This window comes from Erythrobacter mangrovi (assembly GCF_013260645.1).
Lineage (GTDB): Bacteria > Pseudomonadota > Alphaproteobacteria > Sphingomonadales > Sphingomonadaceae > Qipengyuania > Qipengyuania mangrovi.
On the sequence record NZ_CP053921.1, the window covers coordinates 2,355,466 to 2,374,822 of the forward strand.

The following is a 19,357-nucleotide window of genomic DNA, read 5'->3' on the forward strand; positions in this document are numbered from 1 at the left end:
GTTATCTGACGTTCATCCCGCCAAGCGCAGAAATTGCGAGCTAGATGGAGAAGAACATGTCTCGCATTCGTCTTTCGATCATGCCTCGAATGGAGCATGACCAACCGCCGCTCGACCTCGATGCGTTGGATATTGCCACTGCTCTGACCGTTGCGGATATCAACACGATCTCCGGTCAGGCCGAGCTGTGGGATGGGGAACGGCGCATTGCCCGCCTGATCCGTCACGGAGAAGCAGGTGCACCCTTCTGGCAGGTTGGCGGTTAGTCGCCCTCGCCCGCCGGCTTGCTGTTGAGCTGGACGTAGTTTTCCAAGCCCATGCGCGCGATCATGTCGAACTGCGTCTCGAGGAAATCGACATGCTCTTCCTCGCTTTCGAGGATCCGCTCGAAGATCTCGCGGCTGGTATAGTCCCGCACGCTCTCACAATGCGCGATCGCGTCCTTGAGCAGGGGGATCGCCTCCATCTCCACGGCCAGGTCGGCCTTGAGGATTTCCTCGACGGTTTCACCCACCTTGAGCTTGTGGATTGCCTGGAAATTGGGGAGCGCCTCAAGGAACAGGATTCGTTCGGCGAGCACGTCAGCATGCTTCATCTCATCGATCGATTCGTGCCGCTCGTACTCGGCAAGACGAGTGATGCCCCAATCGGCAAGCACTCGATAGTGCAGCCAATATTGATTGATCGCGGTCAGCTCATTGGTGAGCGCCTTGTTGAGGAACTCGATGACCGTGGGATCGCCCTTCATGGCTGCTCTCCTGTGCTTATTGCGGATGCGTAACTATGCGCCCGCACGGCAGGCCAAGGCAAGGGTCAGACGCGCAAAAGCGGCAGAATTCCGCTAGTTGAAAGCGATTGTCAGTAGCGGATGATCAGGCGGCCACGGCGGGCTCGAACGCCATTTCGCGTTCTTCCCGAATGATGTCGTCGGCCTCGTCCAGGCACTGTCCGCAGTTGGGCTGCTTGCCAAGGGCGGCATAACACGCGACCGCATCGCCTGGAACGCGGCGCCCTACATTGCGCAACTCGCCCTCCCTGATGGCATTGCAGATGCAGACATACATGACTTGGCAGCTCCTGCGATTGATTCGCAAAAACACATCTAGTGCGAGTCATTCGCAATAGCAAGGGTTTGCAAAAATCACCGCTTCAGGGGGAAGAGGCGCCAGTAGGTGAGGCAGCGCCAAAGCCATTCGAGCGGCCCATAGCGGTAGCGCTCGAGCCAGGGTTTCGACCAAAGCAGCATCAGTGCCCAAACGCCCAGCACCATGACGAATAGGGCGAAGCGGTGCATGGTGCCGTACAAATCCAGACCCCATGCCGGAAAGACGGCCAGCATGATCAGCGACGTACCGAGGTAATTGCTGAAGGCCATCCGGCCCGCTGCGACGAATCGCTGGCCCAACCATCCCCGGGTTGCACGCGGTGCCCATTCCACCAGCAAGGCAGCAAGGCCGAGCACGAAGGCCAGGCGCGGCAGCATGAACAGGCCTTCGAACACGAAGAAGGTGAGGAAGAAAGGGAAGCCCGCGGCATAGGCCCACAGGCCCAGCGCCAGCGAGGATACTGTCCCACTGCCCAGGCCGACCCAGCCCCACAAGCGCATCTTCGCCGGATCGAGCGAGCCACTGAAGAACCCGAAACGATAGAGCGCCATTCCCAGCAGGATCAGCGCGATCGTTTCGGTCAAGCCGAAGGCAATTCCCACGAGGTTCTCGTCGGTCTCCTCGAGCACCTGGTGGCGGACCGTCTCAGGATAGCTGCTGCTGCGGACGCGTTCGATATCCTCGTCGACTTCTTCGATGATATCGGGGACGGCCTTCGCCAGACTTTCCTGCTGCTTCTCCGAGAGCCGCTGCTCCGCCGCTGCAGGGTGGGTCGCGAGGTAATATTGCGAGCCGAACATCCCGGCCATCGCGAGAGTACCCAGCCCGTAAAGTGCCAGGCCAAGCAGGAACTGCGACTTGGCCCGCCACTTCATGAACGCCAGCGCCACGATCCCCCACACGGCATAGGACTGGAGGATGTCCCCGAACCAGATCAGGTAATAATGGACCATGCCGAACAGCAGCAGCCACAGCAGTCGCCGGAACTGCAGCCAGCGACCGGAGCCCCGGGCCCACGCTTTTTCCACGAACAGCATCATTCCCGCGCCGAACAGGATAGTGAACAGGCCGCGCATCTTGTGGTCGATGACGACATACTGGATCAACCAGGCGAGCTTGTCGCCTTCGGTCGGCCCACCCGGCATGGCACCCGGCCAAACATAGACCATGAAGGGATGCGCAAAGGCAGTGATGTTGGCAAAGAGGATGCCGAGCACCGCAATGCCGCGGATGAAATCGAGGCTGACCAGGCGTTCGGCGCCGCTGGTCACGCTCGGCTCTACCGGCGCGATCGCCATGTCGTCTGGCATATCGGGTGTGGCAGCAGTTGCCATTGGCGCTCCTCCCTGTGTCCCACGCGACTAACACAGTTGGAGCCCTCGCCAAGCCCCCGTCGACCGGCGATGATCACTTTCCGTTGGATAACCGATGCTATCGTAGCGTCACGAGGCATTCATGGCCCGCTCGCTTGAGCGAGGCACAGGCGCTTGCAGCGTCCGCCCGACTCGCGAACCCGCCCGCCAGGAGCCTGGTCAGTGACCCAGCCACGATCTTGAGCTTCTCCCGGTCCGCCAGCTCGCTGCGGCCCGCCAGCTGCCGCCACAAGCGATCCGCATTACTGGGCACTCCGAAAGCGCCAAGCTGGAGCTTCCATGGCCCGCTCGAAGGGGGCGTGCGCGAAACGGGACTCGCTGCAGGTACGACGGTGTCAGGAGGCGCGGAGATGGCTGGCTGCGGTGTCGCTGCCTGGGCCCTTGCCGGTTCGGCCCGGGCGACGATCACCGGCTGCGAGCGCGCCGGAAGCGTATAGTCGGCCCCGGCGCCCAACGGCGACACGACCTGGCGCGGGGGATAGCTGACCGGTGCCGCCGAAGGAGCCGGTGCCGCTCCACCCGTGACACCTTCAGTGCCCAAGGCAAGGTCGACAGCCGCCAGCTCGCGAGCCCGTGCCGCTTCGGCCTGCGCCTTGATCGACGTTGCCAGCAGCTGCGCTGCCTGGCGATCCTCCAGCGAAATATACTGATCCATCTGCTGGATCGCGGATTTTGCCTGCGGCAGGCCGGTACTGTTGGCCAGCGTCAGCAAGGCATAGGCCCGCTGCCAGTCCTTCTCCGCCAGATCCCCATTAAAATGCGCGATACCAAGAATATACTGGGACCGCGGATCGCCGCGCGAGGCGCCTGCTTCGATGTAGGGCATCGCCAGCTCGTGCTGCCCCTCTTGAAACAACATGAGCCCGAGATTGTCCGCCGCCCGCAAATGGCCTTGCGCAGCCGCCCGCTCATACAACGCCTTGGCTTGATTCGGGTCGGGATCGACCCCGCGTCCCAGGCGATAGGCCTGCGCTAGGTTGAACTGGGCATCCGGATCACCCTGCTGTGCAGGTTCGACCCATTCGCGCACCGCAGTGGCATATTCGCCACGCGTCCAGGCATCGACCCCCGCCTTCACATCGGCTTGCGCAGGCACGGCAAACGCGAGAGATCCCACAACACCCAAGGAGGCTAGCATCCGCTTCGTTTGTTGCTCCATCGACCCGACCTCCTACGGGTGCGGCGATGTGCGCGTTCCCGGTTGCTCCATCCTATAGTAAATCCCCCGTTAGCAAAGCCTTGTGCGATTTTGATTGGCCAAACTCGTGCGAAGTTAACCCTAAATTAGGGGTAGTCTGCGATCTCCCTCTCAAGACCGCTGTAATTGGCGCGTCAGATAATCGAACTCAGGCGCAAACCAAGGGGGACAAACCTTGCGTGTACTGGCACTGGCATCGCAGAAGGGCGGATCGGGTAAGACCACGCTCTCCGGACATCTCGCCGTTCAGGCCCAGCGCGCGGGCGCCGGGCCGGTCGTACTGATTGACATCGACCCACAGGGCTCGCTGGCCGACTGGTGGAACGAACGCGAGGCGGAATATCCCGCCTTCGCGCAGACCACCGTCGCCCGCCTTGCCAACGATCTCGCGATCTTGCGATCGCAGGGGTTCAAGCTGGCCGTGATCGACACGCCGCCAGCGATCACCATGGCGATCCAGTCGGTTATCTCGGTCGCCGAGCTGATCGTCGTCCCAACCCGTCCCTCGCCGCACGACTTGCGCGCCGTGGGCGCCACGGTCGACCTCTGTGAACGCGCCGGCAAACCGCTGGTGTTCGTCGTGAACGCCGCGACGCCCAAGGCCAAGATCACCTCGGAAGCGGCAGTCGCCCTGAGCCAGCATGGCACCGTTGCCCCGATCACCCTGCACCACCGCACTGACTTTGCCGCTTCGATGATCGACGGCCGCACGGTCATGGAAGTCGATCCGGAAAGCCGCTCGGCTGCCGAGGTCACTGCGCTGTGGAAGTACATCGCCGACCGTCTGGAAAAGAATTTCCGTCGCACGGTCTTCGCCGCACCGAATTCGCAGTCTGCACTGCCCGGTGCTCATCGCCCCGCTGGTGGCTTCGGCCGCCGGGTGGCCCAGTAATAGCGGAAAGGCGGAGACGGCCGGATGTCAGACGCCAATTTTGCTTCACTCACCCCGACGCTCCTGGCGCGCAAGGGCGGTGCAAAGCCCGCCATGCGCCCGCAGTCAGGGATACCAGGCCCGGTCGACGGCAAGGAAGCCGCCGCCAACCTGGAAGACCTCGGCTGGAACGACATGGGTGACGACGAAGCCGCAACCACTCGTTCAGAGACTGCTACTCGTTCCGAGAAGGTCGTGGCCATCGCGCCGCAGGCGGCAAACGAAAGCGGAGCGCCCAACCAGGTGCGCGAATCGCTTTCGCGGATCGCAGCTCATCTCGAAAAGCCCGTACCTGAAAGCCGCCCTGCACCGCGCAAGCCGGCAAAACTGAACGGTCGCCGCGCCGCCTTCACGCTGCGCCTCGATCATGAACGCCATCTGATGCTGCGCCTTGCCTGTACCGTTCGCGGTCGCAGCGCACAGCAAATCGTTACCGACGCACTGGATTCGTTGCTCGCGGAAATGCCGGAAATCGCGAGCCTCGCAGCACAGGTCCAGAAGTCGGAACACTAAACCGAAGACGACGTGGGATCACCTCCAAGGGGGAATGAAATGAGCACCGATACCAACGCCAAGACCCGCCGGCTCGTCCAGCTCGCCGTAACCACGGCGCTTGCGACGACCGCGCTTGCGGGTTGCACGGGCAAGGTAGCGCCGTCGCATGCCTACTCTGCCTCGCAGGCCGAAGCCGCACTGGCCAAGGGCCAGCACGACAAGGCGATCGCCAATGCGGAGGCAGCCGTCCTAGCCGCACCGCGCGATGCCTACACCCGCACTCTGCTCGGCAATGCCTATCTTGAGGCCGGACGCTTCCAGTCCGCTGCAACTGCATTCGGCGAAGCGATGGAACTGGGTGACAGTGGGCCGCGCACCGTGATCAGCTATGCGCTCGCGCTGACCGCGCAAGGCAATCAGGCTGCCGCGCTCGACCTGTTGCACGAACATCGGGTCGGAATTGATCCCGGCGACTACGGCCTTGCCGTGGCACTGGCTGGACGTCCGCAGGAAGGCGTGCATGTGCTCAGCAATGCTCTCCGCGGCGGTCAGAACACCACCAAGGTGCGCCAGAATCTCGCTTACGCCTTCGCGCTTTCCGGCGACTGGGCGAATGCCCGCCTGCTTGCTGCGCAAGACATTCCGGGCGACGAACTTGGCGAAAGACTAGCCCAGTGGGCGCTCCTCGCGCAGGCTGAAGTTCCAACGCAGCGGGTCGCCGGCCTGCTTGGCGTCAGTATCTCCGCCGACCCGGGCCAGCCCGCAATGCTGGCGCTAGCCAACCATCCCGCGGTCGAACAGCTTGCGGCAGAGACGGTTGAGGCGAGCGAAGGCATGCCCGAAACAAGTTTCGCACTCGCGAGCGAGCTCGCGGCCTCGGAAAGCGCTCCGCAATTCGACGACAGCAGCGACGCTGCGTTGGCCGACGCCGGTCTCTCAAATGCCGGTGGCATTCGCTTCGTCTCGCGTGAAGTGGTGCAACCGATTCCCAGCACGCGCACATCCGCTGCACCGCGAGCCGCCGCCGCTCCCCGCTTCACCAGCGGCGACTACAACGTCCAGCTGGGATCCTTCTCCTCCATGTCCGACGCGCAAGAGGCGTGGAAGCGGTTCCAGCGCCGCTATCCTGAACTGGGCGAGGCTGAACGCGTCATCACCAAGGCCCGCGTGAACGGCAAGATCTACTACCGTGTCGCCGCAGCCGGCTTTGCCAAGGCATCGGCCGCCTCGATGTGCCGTACGGTCAAGGGCAAGGGTGGTGGTTGCATTGCCTACGCCGCATCCAATCCGCTTCCCGGCGCGCTCGACGTAACGCACGACGAGGTACGGGTCGCAGCGCGGTAAAAATCGCGCAATCCAATCAGACTTTCCAACCCCGTCCGGAGCGATCCGGGCGGGGTTTTCCTTGTTGCTTAGGCTGAGACTGCCACGCCGCCCTTCCATAGCGCGCTGACGCGCCCCTGGGTTGGCTGGCCGTCGAATGGCGTATTGCCTGCGGTCGCTTCCATCTTCGCGCTCTGGATGACCCAAGGTCGTTCCGGATCGACCAAGGCGACGTCGGCTTCGCGTCCCACAGCCAGGGTCCCCGCCTCGACTTCGAGCAATCGAGCGGGCGCCGCAGCGACGAGATCGAAGGCACGGGCCAGATCGATCACCTCGTCCCGCACCAGCGATAGCACCATCGCCAACAGGGTTTCGGCCCCGGCCATGCCGGGTTCGGCATCGGCGAATGGGAGGCGCTTGTCTTCGGGGCCCCGTGGGTCATGACCGCTCGCCACCACGTCGATCGTACCGTCGGCGAGTGCTTCGCGAACCGCCTGCCGCTCGTCCTCGCAGCGCAACGGCGGCGACAGGCGCGCAAAGGTACGGAAATCGACCGTGGCGAGGTCAGACAACATGAAATGGGCCGGGGTGACGCCGCAGGTAACCAAAACGCCACGCGCCTTGGCGGCACGGATGAGATCGAGCCCCGCCCGCGTCGTGACCTGACGGAAGTGCAGCCGTGCGCCTGCCAATTCGGCCAGCGCGACATCGCGCGAAATTGCGATCACTTCTGCGGCAGCGGGTGCACTCGGCAAGCCGCGACGCGTCGCAATCTCACCCGAAGTGGCGACTGCGCCACCCACCAGCGCGGCCTCTTCGGCATGGGTGACAACCGTCATGTCGAGCATGGCGGCATACTGCAGCAAACGCAGCATGACCCCTGCGTCGGCAATCCACTGACGTCCGGTTGCGATGCCGCGGGCGCCAGCTTCACGCATCAGCGCGATCTCGGCGATCTCGCGCCCTTCGAGCCCACGAGTCGCGGCCGCAAGCGGGTGAACCCAGAAATCGGGCTTGCCGCTCTTGGCGATGTAGGAAACGCGGCTCGGCAGGTCGAGCGACGGCGACTGGTCGGGCATCAGCGCAGCCCGGGTAATGCCGCCGAAGTGGAACGCCGGTTTGTCGACCTTGAACACGCCGAAATCGACAAGACCTGGCGTGACGAGCTGGCCCTTAGCGTCGACGATCTCGTCGCCGTCATGCGGCTGGACGCCGCCCAACGCATCGATCCGTCCATCGACGAGGCGGATCGCGCCGTCACGCAACCCATCTGGCGTTACCAGCCTGCCGTTGGTGATGGTCAGGGGACGAAGCTGCTTCATGCTGTCCCTCCCCAGCCTTCGACCCCGCGCGCGCGGCGGGTCAAAACGTCGAGTGCAGCCATTCGGATTGCAACGCCCATCTCAACCTGGCGAGTGATGATCGAACGATCGATCAGATCGGCCACCTCGCTGTCGATCTCGACCCCGCGGTTCATCGGCCCAGGATGCATCACCAGCGTATCGGGTTTGGCATGGGCCAGACGCTTCTTCGTCAAGCCATAGAGATGGTGATACTCGCGGGCGGAGGGAATGAACTGACCGCTCATCCGTTCGGTCTGCAGCCGCAGCATCATTGCGACGTCGGCACCGCGTAGCGCAGCATCGAAATCATGGAACACCTCTGCCCCCATCGCCTCGATCCCTGTCGGCATCAGCGCAGGCGGCGCGCACAGCCGAACGGTCGCACCTAGCGCCTGCAGGCAGAGGAGGTTCGAGCGTGCGACGCGGCTGTGCAGGATGTCCCCGCAGATCACCACGACGAGACCGGTGAAGTCCTCCGCCTGTTCGCCGCGATCGCGGAAGGCGTGACGCAGGGCCAGCGCGTCGAGCAGAGCCTGTGTGGGGTGCTCGTGCTGCCCGTCGCCCGCATTGAGTACCGGGCAATCGACCTTGTCCGCGATCAGCTGGGTCGCCCCACTCGACGCGTGGCGAATGACGATCGCATCCGCGTGCATGGCGTTGAGGGTGATCGCGGTATCGATCAGCGTCTCGCCCTTCTTCACGCTCGATTGCGCGGCGTGCATGTTGACCACGTCCGCACCCAGCCGTTTGCCGGCGATCTCGAAGCTCAGCAGCGTGCGGGTCGAATTTTCGAAGAAGGCGTTGATGATGGTCAGACCAGAAAGCAGATCGATGTGCTTGGTCGGCTCGCGGTTGAGTGCCACCCACTGTTCCGCCTCGTCGAGCAGGAAAAGGATCTCATGCCGCTCCATCTGGCCGATGCCGATGAGGTCGCGGTGCGGGAATGCCAGCGAACCCGCAGGATAGCGAGCCGCGTGGGCCGAAGTTTCCGTCGATGCCATTGAAGCCACGCCCTTAGTCGAGTGACCTTGTGCGCTCAAGCGCTTTCGGCTGGCGAAGCGACACCACCTCACCTAGCTAGGGTGCAACAGGAGGTTTTTCGGATGCATTTTGCGGGCAAGGTCTGGCGTTTACTGGTCGGGATCAAGGATGCGCTGGTCCTGGCGTTCATGCTGCTGTTCTTCGCCGGGTTGTTCATGGTGCTGACGGCGCGTCCCACGCCCGCGGCAGTGCGCGACGGAGCGTTGGAAATCGACCTCAACGGCGTGATCGTCGAAGAACGCACCGAAATCGATCCGCTCAGGGCACTCCTCGCCCGCGAAGCGCCCATTGCCGAATACCAGGCACGCGATCTCGTCCGCGCGCTCGATGCGGCGGCCAAGGACGAACGGATCGCTGCGGTCGTGCTCGATCTCGATCGCTTCCTCGGCGCGGGCCAAGTGCATTTGCAGGAGGTCGGCGAAGCGCTCGACCGTGTGCGTGCGGCGGAAAAGCCGGTGCTTACCTACGCCACGGCCTATGGCGACGACGCAATGCTGCTGGCGGCGCATGCCAGCGAAGTCTGGGTCGATCCCCTGGGCGGCGCGGTAATCGCCGGGCCAGGTGGCGAGCGTCCCTATTTCGCGGGATTGCTCGATCGACTGAAGGTCAAGGCACGGATCTACAAGGTCGGCGAATACAAGAGCGCGGTGGAGCCCTACTCGCGCTCTGACATGTCCGAGCCGGCGCGCGAGAACTACCGGGCGCTCTACGGCGCTCTGTGGGAAGAATATCAGGCCAACCTCAAGAAGGCGCGGCCCTCTGCCGACATCGCCCGGATAACCGGCGACCCGGTCGCTTGGGTACGAGCCGCAAGAGGGGACCTGGCCACGGCCGCCAAGCAGGCGGGCCTGGTCGACCGCATCGGAACGCGAGCGCAATTCGACGAACGAATGGTCGAGCTGGTCGGTGCGGACGCCTGGAGCGACGACGCCAGGGCCTATCCCACCACCTCGCTCGCAACGTGGCTGGTCGACAATCCCCTGCCAACGCGCGGCAAGCCGATTGGGGTTATCACCATCGCGGGCGAAATCGTCGATGGCGATGCTGGTCCCGGGATTGCCGGCGGATCGCGGATCGCGGAGTTGCTGGACGATGTCCTGACCGCCGACCTCGCCGGCCTCGTCGTTCGCGTCGACTCGCCTGGAGGGTCGGTGTTGGCGTCGGAGGAGATTCGCAACGCCATCCTGCGCCACAAGGCAAAGGGCATCCCGATCGCGGTTTCCATGGCAAATCTCGCCGCGAGCGGCGGCTATTGGGTTTCGACGCCCGCAGACCGGATCTTCGCCGAGCCTGAGACGATCACCGGTTCGATCGGCATTTTTGCGGTGGTACCAACATTCGAGGACACAGCCGCCAGCATTGGCGTGACCAGCGACGGCGTACGGACCACTCCCCTATCCGGTCAGCCCGACCTGATCGGCGGCTTCACCCCGGAGGTCGACGCTATCCTGCAGGCAACCATCGAAGACGGCTACGAGGATTTCCTCCAGCGCGTCGGTACATCGCGCAAGCTGACGCGCGATCAGGTCGATCGCATCGGTCAGGGCCGGGTGTGGGATGGCGGTACCGCACGTCAGATCGGGCTGGTCGACCAATATGGCGGGATCGACGAGGCGCTGACCTGGGTCGCGAAACAGGCCAAGCTGGGCGATGACTGGCATGCCGAGTATCTAGGCTCGCGCCCCAGCGGCTATGACAATCTACTCCGCTCGCTGCTGCTCGATGACCCGGAGAATGCCGAGCGCGCCGACGTCACAGCCCTGTTCGCGCGGCAGCAGCACGGACTGTTCAGCCGTATCGAGAATGACCTCGATCGGTTGTTACGCGTCAACGGAATGCAGGCCTATTGCCTCGAGTGCGAGCCGCTGCCGCGAGCCGAAAATGCGGCCACGCGTTACGATGGATGGCTGGCGGCGCTGTTCCGCGCTTTGGCTTCCTAGCTGGCGCTTGCCATGGCGCGATTCGCCGCGTAAAGGCGCGCGCCTGCCCCGATGGCACGTCCCATCGCAATGCACAGGGCGGGCGCGTAGCTCAGCGGTAGAGCACACCCTTCACACGGGTGGGGTCACAGGTTCAATCCCTGTCGCGCCCACCATTTCCACTCCAGGAAGTTCGGAAATGGGCGGCTGGCATTAGCTAGCCGATCTCCACTTGATTATCCGACCCGTGACGCTCGCCATGGTCGAATTGTCGCTCGATCAGCACGCCACGAAAGGCCCGATCGAGCAGCAATATACTGCTGGTCCGGGTGCCATACTCGGGTGTGCGAATGAACGGCGAGCCAAGCGCGCGCTCACGTTCAATACCGATGCCCGTATCGGGCAACTCCGCATCTGGCGCGCAGCGGGTGCTGCCCAAGGCAGCGAAAAGCGGTTCAACATCGTCGAACCGGCCCGCCCCTAGCCATGCATCAAGTGCCTCACGCAGCATCAGCGACTTGGGCCAAGGTGCATTAAGTGTCCCGTTGGAAAGGTGGTGCAGGCCGGGCTCAAGCACCTTCGCTTCAGTCTCCTTCGCATTCGAAAGATAGGTCGCCTGCCCAGGCGCAAAGCCGATGAAGTTGAAGGGCCGGTAGTCGGAAAAGTCGGCGGATTGCTGGCTTAGGAAGGATTCCGGTTCATCGAGGAACCGCACCGGGAGCGATCCGCGCGAAAGGGGGCGTGGCTGCGGCATCCCTTCGCGCACGTTGGTGACTGCGGCGGCTCCGCGCCCCGGCGAAACAGCGAGCCAGCTCCCCCCCTCCTGCAAGTCGCGGCCGGCGACGATGTGGGGCCTGTCGCCCCACCGTGCGGCGGCACAAGCAGGCCGGGCATAGAATTCATCCCGGTTGCCGATCAGGGCGAGACCAAATTGCGGGGAATGATCCCAAGCGAAAGCAATGACGCACATGTCGGCTAGCTAGCAACCCCGGCAGGCGCTGCAAGGTGCACCTTGGCAGGTAGCTGAATTCCCTCGCAGACTACACAACGAAACAAGATACTTAGAATAGCTCGGGCGTCAGCGAATCCGTATCGCGTCTACCCGGAGGTTATAGGTTGGTCAGTTCGAGCGCCGCTTGACGCCTTCCGGCGCGGCATCCTTGTGGACGCCATTCCTTTCGATCCCGCGTCGGTCGACATACTTCTTTGCCAGATAGCCACCGGTACCCAGGGCGATCATGGCTGGGAGGCTCAGCCGACGCAGGGCACCGGCCGCGATCACGCCGATCGCCGCCCCAGATGCGCCGCCAATCTGATCTGTCTGCTTGGCGAGTTGACTACCCGCGATTGCTCCGATGATCTTGCCGAACATGCAAATGTCTCCTTTGCATACTCAACCGATGGCCGGCGATCGGGTTCCGTGTCTTACCCTTTTGCGCGCGCCGCGATGCCTTGCTCCAGCATCAAGTTGGCCGCCCGTGCAATCGCCGTTGGGTCGGGATCACCTTCGCGGGCCCAGATTGCGTAGCGCAGGCCCAGGAACACATTCATGCCCATCAATGCCCAGGCCTCTGGCGCGCCGAGTTCGGGGCGCAACCTGCCAGCGGCGGCGCCCACGCGCAGGCGCTCCTCTATGCGCCGACCGATCGTCTCATAATGGTCCCGGTAGCTTTCGGGGTCGACGAATTCCGCTTCGTCAATGATCCGGTAGAGCGCCTTGTTGTCCGCGGCAAAGCGCAAGAACGCTTCGAGCGCGGCGCGTTCGACCTCGACCGCGTCCATTCCCGGGGCCACGGCGTCGCGAGCGGCCGATCCGACCCGTTCGCTCATGTCGCGCACCAGGGCACGGAAGATGGCGTCCTTGCTGTCGTAGTAGGTGTAGAAGGTCCCCAGCGCCACGCCTGCACGGCGGGTGATCGCGCTGATCGAAGCGTCGTGAAATCCGCGTTCGGCAAATTCACGGGCTGCCGCATCGAGCAGTTTGCGCAAGGTTTTCCGTCCGCGATCGGTGCGTGGCACACGATCCGCATTGCTCGTCGCGGTGTCCATTCCCACCTCTTCCATCCGGACGTTCCTAAGCCCGAAAAGCGGTCGCGACAAGTTCGAACTTGAAAGGTGGTTCAGGTTTCAGTATTGGGAGTTCAAAGAGACCCAGGGAGAGAGAACCCAGCTTATGCGCAAGACCACACTGCTTGCCGCCGGCCTGTACGCCGGCGTCGCGACCGCCGCCCTTGTGGCAGCCCCGGCTCACGCCCAGGAAAGTGCCGATGAGGGCACCGCCGCGGACACGGCGAGCGCTGACGACAATGTGATCGTCGTGACTGCCCGGCGTCGCGAGGAGCGGATTACCGACGTGCCGCTCGCCGTCACGGCCATTTCCGGCGGGGAACTTGCCCTCAAGGGTACCCAGGACCTGACGCAGATTGCGCAGGAAGTGCCCAACCTGACGCTCGAGGTAAGCCGCGGCACCAACACCACCCTGACCGCCTTCATCCGCGGCGTCGGCCAGCAGGATCCCGTCGCCGGATTTGAGGCAGGCGTCGGCCTCTATGTCGATGACGTCTACCTGAACCGCCCGCAGGCGGCGGTCCTCGACGTATATGATGTCGAACGGATCGAAGTGCTGCGCGGGCCGCAGGGCACGCTCTACGGCCGCAACACCATCGGCGGTGCTATCAAGTACGTTACCGCTCGCCTGCCCGACGAAACGCAGGTCAAGGTGCGCGCGACTTACGGTTCCTATGACCAGGCCGACGTTATCCTCTCTGCTTCGACCCCGATCAGCGACACGCTGAAGATCGGGGCCAGCGGCGCCAGGCTGTCGCGTGGCGGCTTCGGCGACAACCTCACCCAGCCCGGCGTCGAGAACTACAACAAGGACGTCTGGGCGGCCCGCGGCACGATCGAATACGACGATGGCCCGCTCTTCATCCGCCTATCGGGCGACTACGTGAAGGACAATTCGGACCCGCGTCAGGGCCACCGCCTCCTGGTCGGCCAGTTCAGTGGCGCTCCGGTGCTCGACAGCGTCTATGACACGCGCGCGGGTCTCAACGTCGTTGAGCAGGAAGTCGAAGCCTACGGCGGCGGCCTGACCATCGCCTACGAGGCGAGCGATACCATCACCCTGAAGTCGATCACCGGTTATCGCAAGGATCACTCGACGACCCCGATCGACTTCGACAGCCTCCCCGCTGCCGACCTTGACGTGCCGGCGATCTATCGGAACAAGCAGTTCAGCCAGGAACTGCAGTTGCTCTACGAAGGCGACCGGATCTCGGGCGTACTTGGCGCCTATTACCTCGACGCCAATTCCTTTACCGCCTTCGACGTTGCGCTCTTCACCACTGGCGCCCTGCCAGCGGTTGGCCTGCCCGGTCTGAATGCGCAGACCCTGGGCGATGTCGACACCGAAACCTATTCGGTCTTCGGTGACTTCACCTTCGACATTACCGACCAGTTGAGCCTGTCGCTGGGCGGCCGCTACACTTGGGACAAGCGGTCCAGCCGCATCCTGCGCACCACCTTCGTCGGTGGCTTCTCGGACCTGTTCCCACCGTCGACCGCCACCGCCATTGCGGTTACCAGCGACTTCACTGGCAGCGACACGTTCAAGCAGTTCACCCCGCGCGCATCGCTGGCCTTCAAGCCCAGCAACGACCACACGCTCTATTTCACCTATTCGAAGGGCTTCAAGGGCGGTGGCTTCGATCCGCGCGGCCAGTCGTCCGCCGCACCCGATCTCGATGGCGACGGTGATCGCGACTACGACGATCAGTTCGAGTTCCTGCGGTTCTCCCCGGAGAAAGTCGACAGCTACGAATTCGGCTGGAAAGCCTCGCTGCTCGACAACCGCCTGTTCCTCGGCCTAGCGATCTTCAAGGGCGATTACACAGACGTCCAGATTCCCGGCTCGGTCGGCTTCGACAGCAATGGCGACGGCGTAAGCGACAGCTTCATCGGGATCACCTCGAACGCCGGCGACGCCGACGTCAACGGCATCGAATTCGAAGGCAAGGCGATCGTCGGGCGCGATTTCGCCGGGGCAGGAAGCCGCCTCTCGTTCAATTGGGCGATCGGTTACCTCGATGCGGAGTTCAACACTTTCATCGACTCTTTCGGTAACGACGTGGCGGACGAACGCGTGTTCCAGAACACGCCGGACTTCACCGCCAGTGCCAGCTTCGACCTCGGCCTGCCGGTGGCCACAGGTATCGTGGACTTCATCGGTTCGGTTTCGATGCGCGGCGATTCGAGCCAGTTCGAACTGCGCGGTCCGCTCGATCAGGACGCCTTCACCCTAGTCGATGCCAGCATCGTCTACACCGACGACAGCGATCGCTGGTCGATCGGCGTTCACGGCAAGAACCTGTTCGACAAGCGCTACATCGTTGCCGGCTATGACTTCGTGACCGCGACGCGCCTCGGCCTGGAAGGCAACCTCACCGGCTTCTACGGCGATCCGCGCCGGTTCTACGTCACGGCAGAATACAGGTTCTAACTCCTCCCAGGACCTGGACTGAAGGGTCGGGGCGTGCCCCGGCCCTTTTCGTTTGGTGCCAGCGTTCTCATACCTCTGGCCAAGCGCGAGGCGACAGGGCATAGCGCGCCGCCATGCACGACATCGCCTTTATCCGCGCCAATCCCGAAGCCTTCGATGCCGCCCTTGCCCGCCGCGGCGCCGAACCTGCTGCCGGCCGGATCATTGAACTCGACGCGAAGAGGCGCGAGGCTTCCACCAAGGTCCAGCAGGCCCAGAGCCGCCGCAATGAGGCATCGAAAGCCATCGGCCAAGCGATGGGCCAGGGCGACAAGGACAAGGCCGAAGCGCTCAAGGCCGAAGTCGCCGAGATCAAGGCCTCAATGCCCGAATGGGAAGAGGCTGAACGCGCCGCCGGGGCCGAACTCGAGGACCTGCTCGCCCGCCTGCCCAACATGCCCGCGGCGGACGTGCCCGACGGTGCGGACGAAGCCGACAACGTCGAGATCCACCAGTGGGGCAAGAAGCGAAACTTCAACTTCGAACCGAAGGAACACGCTGATCTTGGCCCTGCCCTCGGCATGGATTTCGAGACTGGCGCCAAGCTGTCGGGCGCGCGTTTCACCTTCCTGCGCGGCAACATGGCGCGCCTGCACCGCGCGCTGGCGCAGTTCATGCTCGACAAGCAGACCATGGAAAACGGCTACACCGAGTGCAATCCGCCAGTGCTGGTCAACGATGATGCCATGTACGGCACCGACAAGCTGCCCAAGTTCGCCGAAGACAGTTTCAGGACCACCGACGGGCGCTGGCTGATACCGACCTCTGAGGTCAGCCTGACGGCTTCGGTTGCCGACACGATCTTGGGGGATCTTGCCGACCCGATCCGCATGACCGCGCACACACTGTGTTTTCGCAGCGAGGCAGGCGCAGCAGGCCGCGATACGCGCGGCTTCATTCGCCAGCACCAGTTCGAAAAGGTCGAGCTGGTCACCATCTGCCGTCCCGAGGACAGCGAGGCCGAGCATGAGCGCATGACCAAATGCGCCGAGAGCATCCTCGAGGCGCTGGACCTGCCCTATCGCCGCGTGTTGCTGTGCACCGGCGACATGGGCTTTGGTGCGCGCAAGACCTACGATCTCGAAGTGTGGCTGCCCGGACAGGGTGCCTGGCGCGAGATTTCCTCGTGCTCGAACACCGGCGATTTCCAAGCACGGCGGATGAACGCGCGCTACCGCCCCGAAGGCGAAAAGAAGACCGCCTTCGTCCACACGCTCAACGGCTCGGGCCTTGCCGTTGGCCGTACGCTGGTGGCCGTGCTGGAGAACTATCAGCAGCAGGATGGCAGCGTAACAATTCCTCCAGTTCTTCAAAACTATATGATTGGAATTGAAAGGCTTGAACCGCAAGCCTGAAGCCCTGAGGAAATGCCAGTATGAATAACAGTCCCTGGAGCCATAGCCGTAGCGCCCAAGTTTCGGACGATATCGATTTCGCCATCCGGGGCGAGGATCTCCAGTTCGTCGAGATCGAACTCGATCCGGGCGAAAGCGCGGTGGCAGAAGCCGGTGCCATGGTATGGAAAGATGCCAGCGTCAGCATGGAGACCGTCTTCGGCGATGGCAGTGGCGGCGAAGGCAGCGGCTTCATGGGTAAGCTCCTTGGAGCGGGAAAACGCCTGGTAACCGGCGAAAGCCTGTTCACCACCGTCTTCACCCATCAGGGCCAGGGAAAGGCGCGGGTCGCCTTCGCTTCTCCTACGCCAGGCACAATTTTGCCCATCAAACTCGACAGTGTCGGCGACACGCTGATCTGCCAGAAGGACAGCTTCCTGGCCGCTGCCCGCGGAGTGGAAATAGGGATCGCCTTCCAGCAGCGAATGATGACCGGCCTCTTCGGCGGCGAAGGTTTCATCATGCAAAAGCTTTCCGGCGATGGGTGGGTTTTCGTTCAGATGGGTGGCACTCTGATCGAGCGCGAATTGGGTCCAGGTGAAGAACTCCACGTCGATACAGGCTGCGTCGCGGCCTATACAGCCAGTGTTGACATGGACATCACCCGCGTTGGCAGTGTGAAGACCATGCTGGTAGGTGGTGAAGGTGTGTTCTTCGCGCGCTTGCGCGGTCCGGGCAAGGTTTGGATCCAGTCGCTTCCATTCAGCCGACTCGCCGGTCGCATGCTTGCGGCTGCCGGCCCGAGGGGTGGCCAGAACCGCGGTGAAGGAAGCGTGCTGGGCGAACTGGGTGATATCGTGATGGGAAACAACTGAGGATCCGATGCGAATACTGCTGACCAATGACGACGGCATTCGCGCACCGGGCTTGGTCGTGCTCGAACAGATCGCACGCCAGTTCAGCAACGATATCTGGATATGCGCACCGGACGAGGAACAATCTGGCATGGGCCACGCGCTCACGCTGACCAGACCGGTGCGGATGCGGCAGCATGACGAACGGCGATTCTCGGTAACCGGCACCCCGACCGATGCGGTGACATTGGGCCTGCGCAAGGTGATGGACGGGCCACCCGACCTGGTCCTCTCGGGCGTCAATCGCGGTGCCAACCTTGCCGACGACGTCACCTATTCGGGCACTGTGTCCGCCGCGATCGAAGGCGCTTTGGCTGGAGTTCGCTCCATCGCCTTGAGTCAGGTTTATGCGCGTGAGGGCATGGGTGACGACGTGCCCTTTGGCGCGGCGATCGAATGGGGGGCCAGGGTGCTCGGCCCGCTACTTGAAACCCCGCTGCCGAAACGCACGCTGGTCAACGTCAACTTCCCCGCCCTCCCCCCCTCAGAGGTCAAGGGCATTCGAATCGTGCGCCAGGGCTTCCACGATTATTCAAGGGGAACTGTCGTCGAAGGGCGTGACCCACGCGGCTACAAGTACTACTGGTTCGGCCTCGAGGCGATCGAGCATACGCTCGATCACGGAACCGATCTCGAAGCGATCGACGAGGGGTATATTTCGGTAACGCCACTGCATCTCGACCTTACGCACCACGCCTCACTCGGCGCCATGGCGGAACGCTACGGCTGATGGGGCGTATCGCCCCAAGGCTTGCGTGCGGGAACGGCGAATGAGTGCCAGCCGCAAGACTCGATCCGCGCGCTTCAAACCGCTGCGCCGCGCAGTGCGCATCCCGGTTTGGGGCGATCTCGGTATCCGCCTAGGCTCAGCACTCTTGCTGATCTTTGCGGTGATCATGATCCACTGGTGGGATCGCAACGGGCTGGTCGACAACCTCGATGGCGAGGTGAGCTTCCTCGACGTGGTCTATTTCACCATGATCTCGATCACCACCACCGGCTTTGGCGACATCGCTCCGATTTCGGACCGGGCGCGACTGGTCGAGGCCGTGATCGTGACGCCCGTTCGCTTCGCCGTGCTCTTCATCTTTGTCGGGACGGCCTATAATTTCCTCATCAAACGCACATGGGAGCAGTGGCGCATGGCCCGTATCCAGGAAAAGCTGAGCGACCACATCGTCGCACTAGGCTTCGGGGTCTCGGGCTCCGAAGCAGTTGCCGAGCTGATCGAGCGCGGCACCGATCCCAGCCGGATCGTCGTCATCGATCCTAGCGAGGACCGCCTCAACGATGCTGAGGCGCTTGGCTGCAACGTGATGGCGGGCGATGCTACCCGCGACGAGACGCTCAAGGCCGTACGTATCGACAAGGCGGCCAATGTGCTGATTTCCGCCGGACGCGATGACACGACGATCCTGATCACGCTCACCGCCCGCTCGCTGGCACCCCATGTGCCGATCAGTGCGGTGGTGCGGGCCGACGACAATGAATCGCTGGCTCGGCAGGCAGGCGCCAACAACGTCATCAATCCCGTGCGCTTCACCGGCCTGCTGCTGGCGGGCAGTGCCAAGGGCGAACATATCGCCGATTATCTCGCCGACCTCGCCTCAGTATCAGGCCGGGTACAACTGGTCGAACGACTGGTTACCCCAGAGGAGTGCGGCGGCGCGCTTTCCGAACTTAGGTCGGGGGGCCGCGGCCTGCGGGTTTATCGCGATGGCAAGGCATTGGGCTTCTGGGAAGAGGAGTGCCAGATGCTTCGACCCGGTGATGTGATCGTAGAAATCATCCCCACCGTAAACGGTACCCACAACGGCGACGGACAGGTGGGTTCGTAGCG

19 protein-coding genes and 1 tRNA gene are annotated in these 19,357 nt (G+C 63.2%); 11 read left to right on the forward strand and 9 right to left on the reverse strand.

Annotated features, from left to right (window positions below):
* The first annotated feature begins 56 nt into the window (after positions 1–56).
* Entirely contained in the window at positions 57–266 is a 210-nt protein-coding gene (locus HQR01_RS11960; RefSeq protein WP_173215082.1) for a hypothetical protein, read from the forward strand.
* Here the strand turns inward: HQR01_RS11960 and bfr are convergent.
* The 4 genes from bfr to HQR01_RS11980 all read right to left on the reverse strand — a co-directional run bounded on the left by bfr (position 263) and on the right by HQR01_RS11980 (position 3,575).
* Complete coding sequence (gene bfr / locus HQR01_RS11965; protein WP_173215083.1) at positions 263–748, reverse strand: bacterioferritin; 486 nt, start codon at positions 746–748, stop codon at positions 263–265. The genes HQR01_RS11960 and bfr overlap by 4 nt on opposite strands.
* A gap of 124 nt (positions 749–872) precedes the next feature.
* Positions 873–1,064, reverse strand: coding sequence for a (2Fe-2S)-binding protein (locus HQR01_RS11970; protein ID WP_173215084.1), 192 nt, complete (start codon positions 1,062–1,064; stop codon positions 873–875).
* 77 nt (positions 1,065–1,141) lie between these two features.
* The gene (locus tag HQR01_RS11975) at positions 1,142–2,440 is read right to left on the reverse strand and encodes a DUF418 domain-containing protein (protein WP_173215085.1); all 1,299 of its coding nucleotides are present in this window, start codon (positions 2,438–2,440) and stop codon (positions 1,142–1,144) included.
* A 97-nt stretch (positions 2,441–2,537) separates the two neighbouring features.
* On the reverse strand, positions 2,538–3,575 hold the full coding sequence (locus tag HQR01_RS11980; protein ID WP_234030153.1) for an SPOR domain-containing protein: 1,038 nt from the start codon (positions 3,573–3,575) through the stop codon (positions 2,538–2,540).
* A 277-nt stretch (positions 3,576–3,852) separates the two neighbouring features.
* Between HQR01_RS11980 and HQR01_RS11985 the strand changes: the two genes are divergently transcribed.
* From HQR01_RS11985 to HQR01_RS11995, 3 genes are read left to right on the forward strand one after another with little or no spacing between them, the layout of a single operon-like run.
* A complete protein-coding gene (locus tag HQR01_RS11985) occupies positions 3,853–4,569 on the forward strand; it encodes a ParA family protein (RefSeq protein ID WP_173215087.1) in 717 nt (238 codons plus the stop codon).
* Positions 4,570–4,593: 24 nt separating this feature from the next.
* A complete protein-coding gene (locus HQR01_RS11990) occupies positions 4,594–5,121 on the forward strand; it encodes a hypothetical protein (protein WP_173215088.1) in 528 nt (175 codons plus the stop codon).
* A gap of 39 nt (positions 5,122–5,160) precedes the next feature.
* On the forward strand, positions 5,161–6,447 hold the full coding sequence (locus HQR01_RS11995) for an SPOR domain-containing protein (RefSeq protein WP_173215089.1): 1,287 nt from the start codon (positions 5,161–5,163) through the stop codon (positions 6,445–6,447).
* A 68-nt stretch (positions 6,448–6,515) separates the two neighbouring features.
* Here HQR01_RS11995 and HQR01_RS12000 read toward each other — a convergent pair whose 3' ends face one another.
* Together HQR01_RS12000 and HQR01_RS12005 are read right to left on the reverse strand one after the other, a co-directional pair.
* Positions 6,516–7,748, reverse strand: a complete 1,233-nt coding sequence (locus HQR01_RS12000; protein ID WP_173215090.1) for a dihydroorotase — start codon at positions 7,746–7,748, stop codon at positions 6,516–6,518.
* Positions 7,745–8,770, reverse strand: a complete 1,026-nt coding sequence (locus tag HQR01_RS12005) for an aspartate carbamoyltransferase catalytic subunit (RefSeq protein WP_173215091.1) — start codon at positions 8,768–8,770, stop codon at positions 7,745–7,747. Before HQR01_RS12005 ends, HQR01_RS12000 begins: the two co-directional genes overlap by 4 nt.
* A gap of 102 nt (positions 8,771–8,872) precedes the next feature.
* On the opposite strand from HQR01_RS12005, the gene sppA reads away from it, so the two are divergent.
* Both sppA and HQR01_RS12015 read left to right on the forward strand, forming a co-directional pair.
* Positions 8,873–10,750: a signal peptide peptidase SppA gene (gene sppA / locus HQR01_RS12010; protein WP_173215092.1), complete on the forward strand. Its 1,878-nt coding sequence runs from the start codon at positions 8,873–8,875 to the stop codon at positions 10,748–10,750.
* Positions 10,751–10,830: 80 nt separating this feature from the next.
* Positions 10,831–10,905: transfer RNA gene (locus HQR01_RS12015), tRNA-Val, on the forward strand.
* Between the two features lie 41 nt (positions 10,906–10,946).
* Here HQR01_RS12015 and HQR01_RS12020 read toward each other — a convergent pair.
* The 3 genes from HQR01_RS12020 to HQR01_RS12030 form a co-directional block, all read right to left on the reverse strand.
* Entirely contained in the window at positions 10,947–11,699 is a 753-nt protein-coding gene (locus HQR01_RS12020) for an NRDE family protein (RefSeq protein ID WP_173215093.1), read from the reverse strand.
* Positions 11,700–11,849: 150 nt separating this feature from the next.
* On the reverse strand, positions 11,850–12,101 hold the full coding sequence (locus HQR01_RS12025; RefSeq protein WP_188115102.1) for a hypothetical protein: 252 nt from the start codon (positions 12,099–12,101) through the stop codon (positions 11,850–11,852).
* Between the two features lie 53 nt (positions 12,102–12,154).
* Positions 12,155–12,793 carry a TetR/AcrR family transcriptional regulator gene (locus HQR01_RS12030; protein WP_234030154.1) on the reverse strand — a complete coding sequence of 213 codons (639 nt, stop codon included), beginning with the start codon at positions 12,791–12,793 and terminating at the stop codon, positions 12,155–12,157.
* Between the two features lie 109 nt (positions 12,794–12,902).
* Between HQR01_RS12030 and HQR01_RS12035 the strand changes: the two genes are divergently transcribed.
* From HQR01_RS12035 to HQR01_RS12055, 5 genes are all read left to right on the forward strand, one after another.
* Complete coding sequence (locus HQR01_RS12035; protein ID WP_173215094.1) at positions 12,903–15,230, forward strand: TonB-dependent receptor; 2,328 nt, start codon at positions 12,903–12,905, stop codon at positions 15,228–15,230.
* Between the two features lie 113 nt (positions 15,231–15,343).
* Positions 15,344–16,624 (forward strand): serine--tRNA ligase, encoded by a 1,281-nt coding sequence (serS, locus tag HQR01_RS12040; protein WP_173215095.1) that lies wholly within the window; start codon positions 15,344–15,346, stop codon positions 16,622–16,624.
* 20 nt (positions 16,625–16,644) lie between these two features.
* Positions 16,645–17,478 carry a TIGR00266 family protein gene (locus HQR01_RS12045; RefSeq protein WP_173215096.1) on the forward strand — a complete coding sequence of 278 codons (834 nt, stop codon included), beginning with the start codon at positions 16,645–16,647 and terminating at the stop codon, positions 17,476–17,478.
* A gap of 7 nt (positions 17,479–17,485) precedes the next feature.
* A complete protein-coding gene (surE, locus tag HQR01_RS12050) occupies positions 17,486–18,247 on the forward strand; it encodes a 5'/3'-nucleotidase SurE (RefSeq protein WP_173215097.1) in 762 nt (253 codons plus the stop codon).
* Between the two features lie 40 nt (positions 18,248–18,287).
* Entirely contained in the window at positions 18,288–19,355 is a 1,068-nt protein-coding gene (locus HQR01_RS12055; RefSeq protein WP_173215098.1) for a potassium channel family protein, read from the forward strand.
* The last annotated feature ends 2 nt before the right edge of the window (positions 19,356–19,357 follow it).

What these genes read in the sequence shown, in the direction of transcription:
- HQR01_RS11960 (WP_173215082.1), top strand. Translation starts at nt 57, where the DNA reads ATGTCTCGCATTCGTCTTTCGATCATGCCTCGAATGGAGCATGACCAA.
- bfr (WP_173215083.1), bottom strand. Translation starts at nt 748, where the DNA reads ATGAAGGGCGATCCCACGGTCATCGAGTTCCTCAACAAGGCGCTCACC.
- HQR01_RS11970 (WP_173215084.1), bottom strand. Translation starts at nt 1,064, where the DNA reads ATGTATGTCTGCATCTGCAATGCCATCAGGGAGGGCGAGTTGCGCAAT.
- HQR01_RS11975 (WP_173215085.1), bottom strand. Translation starts at nt 2,440, where the DNA reads ATGGCAACTGCTGCCACACCCGATATGCCAGACGACATGGCGATCGCG.
- HQR01_RS11990 (WP_173215088.1), top strand. Translation starts at nt 4,594, where the DNA reads ATGTCAGACGCCAATTTTGCTTCACTCACCCCGACGCTCCTGGCGCGC.
- HQR01_RS11995 (WP_173215089.1), top strand. Translation starts at nt 5,161, where the DNA reads ATGAGCACCGATACCAACGCCAAGACCCGCCGGCTCGTCCAGCTCGCC.
- HQR01_RS12000 (WP_173215090.1), bottom strand. Translation starts at nt 7,748, where the DNA reads ATGAAGCAGCTTCGTCCCCTGACCATCACCAACGGCAGGCTGGTAACG.
- HQR01_RS12005 (WP_173215091.1), bottom strand. Translation starts at nt 8,770, where the DNA reads ATGGCATCGACGGAAACTTCGGCCCACGCGGCTCGCTATCCTGCGGGT.
- sppA (WP_173215092.1), top strand. Translation starts at nt 8,873, where the DNA reads ATGCATTTTGCGGGCAAGGTCTGGCGTTTACTGGTCGGGATCAAGGAT.
- HQR01_RS12020 (WP_173215093.1), bottom strand. Translation starts at nt 11,699, where the DNA reads ATGTGCGTCATTGCTTTCGCTTGGGATCATTCCCCGCAATTTGGTCTC.
- HQR01_RS12025 (WP_188115102.1), bottom strand. Translation starts at nt 12,101, where the DNA reads ATGTTCGGCAAGATCATCGGAGCAATCGCGGGTAGTCAACTCGCCAAG.
- HQR01_RS12030 (WP_234030154.1), bottom strand. Translation starts at nt 12,793, where the DNA reads ATGGAAGAGGTGGGAATGGACACCGCGACGAGCAATGCGGATCGTGTG.
- HQR01_RS12035 (WP_173215094.1), top strand. Translation starts at nt 12,903, where the DNA reads ATGCGCAAGACCACACTGCTTGCCGCCGGCCTGTACGCCGGCGTCGCG.
- serS (WP_173215095.1), top strand. Translation starts at nt 15,344, where the DNA reads ATGCACGACATCGCCTTTATCCGCGCCAATCCCGAAGCCTTCGATGCC.
- HQR01_RS12045 (WP_173215096.1), top strand. Translation starts at nt 16,645, where the DNA reads ATGAATAACAGTCCCTGGAGCCATAGCCGTAGCGCCCAAGTTTCGGAC.
- surE (WP_173215097.1), top strand. Translation starts at nt 17,486, where the DNA reads ATGCGAATACTGCTGACCAATGACGACGGCATTCGCGCACCGGGCTTG.
- HQR01_RS12055 (WP_173215098.1), top strand. Translation starts at nt 18,288, where the DNA reads ATGAGTGCCAGCCGCAAGACTCGATCCGCGCGCTTCAAACCGCTGCGC.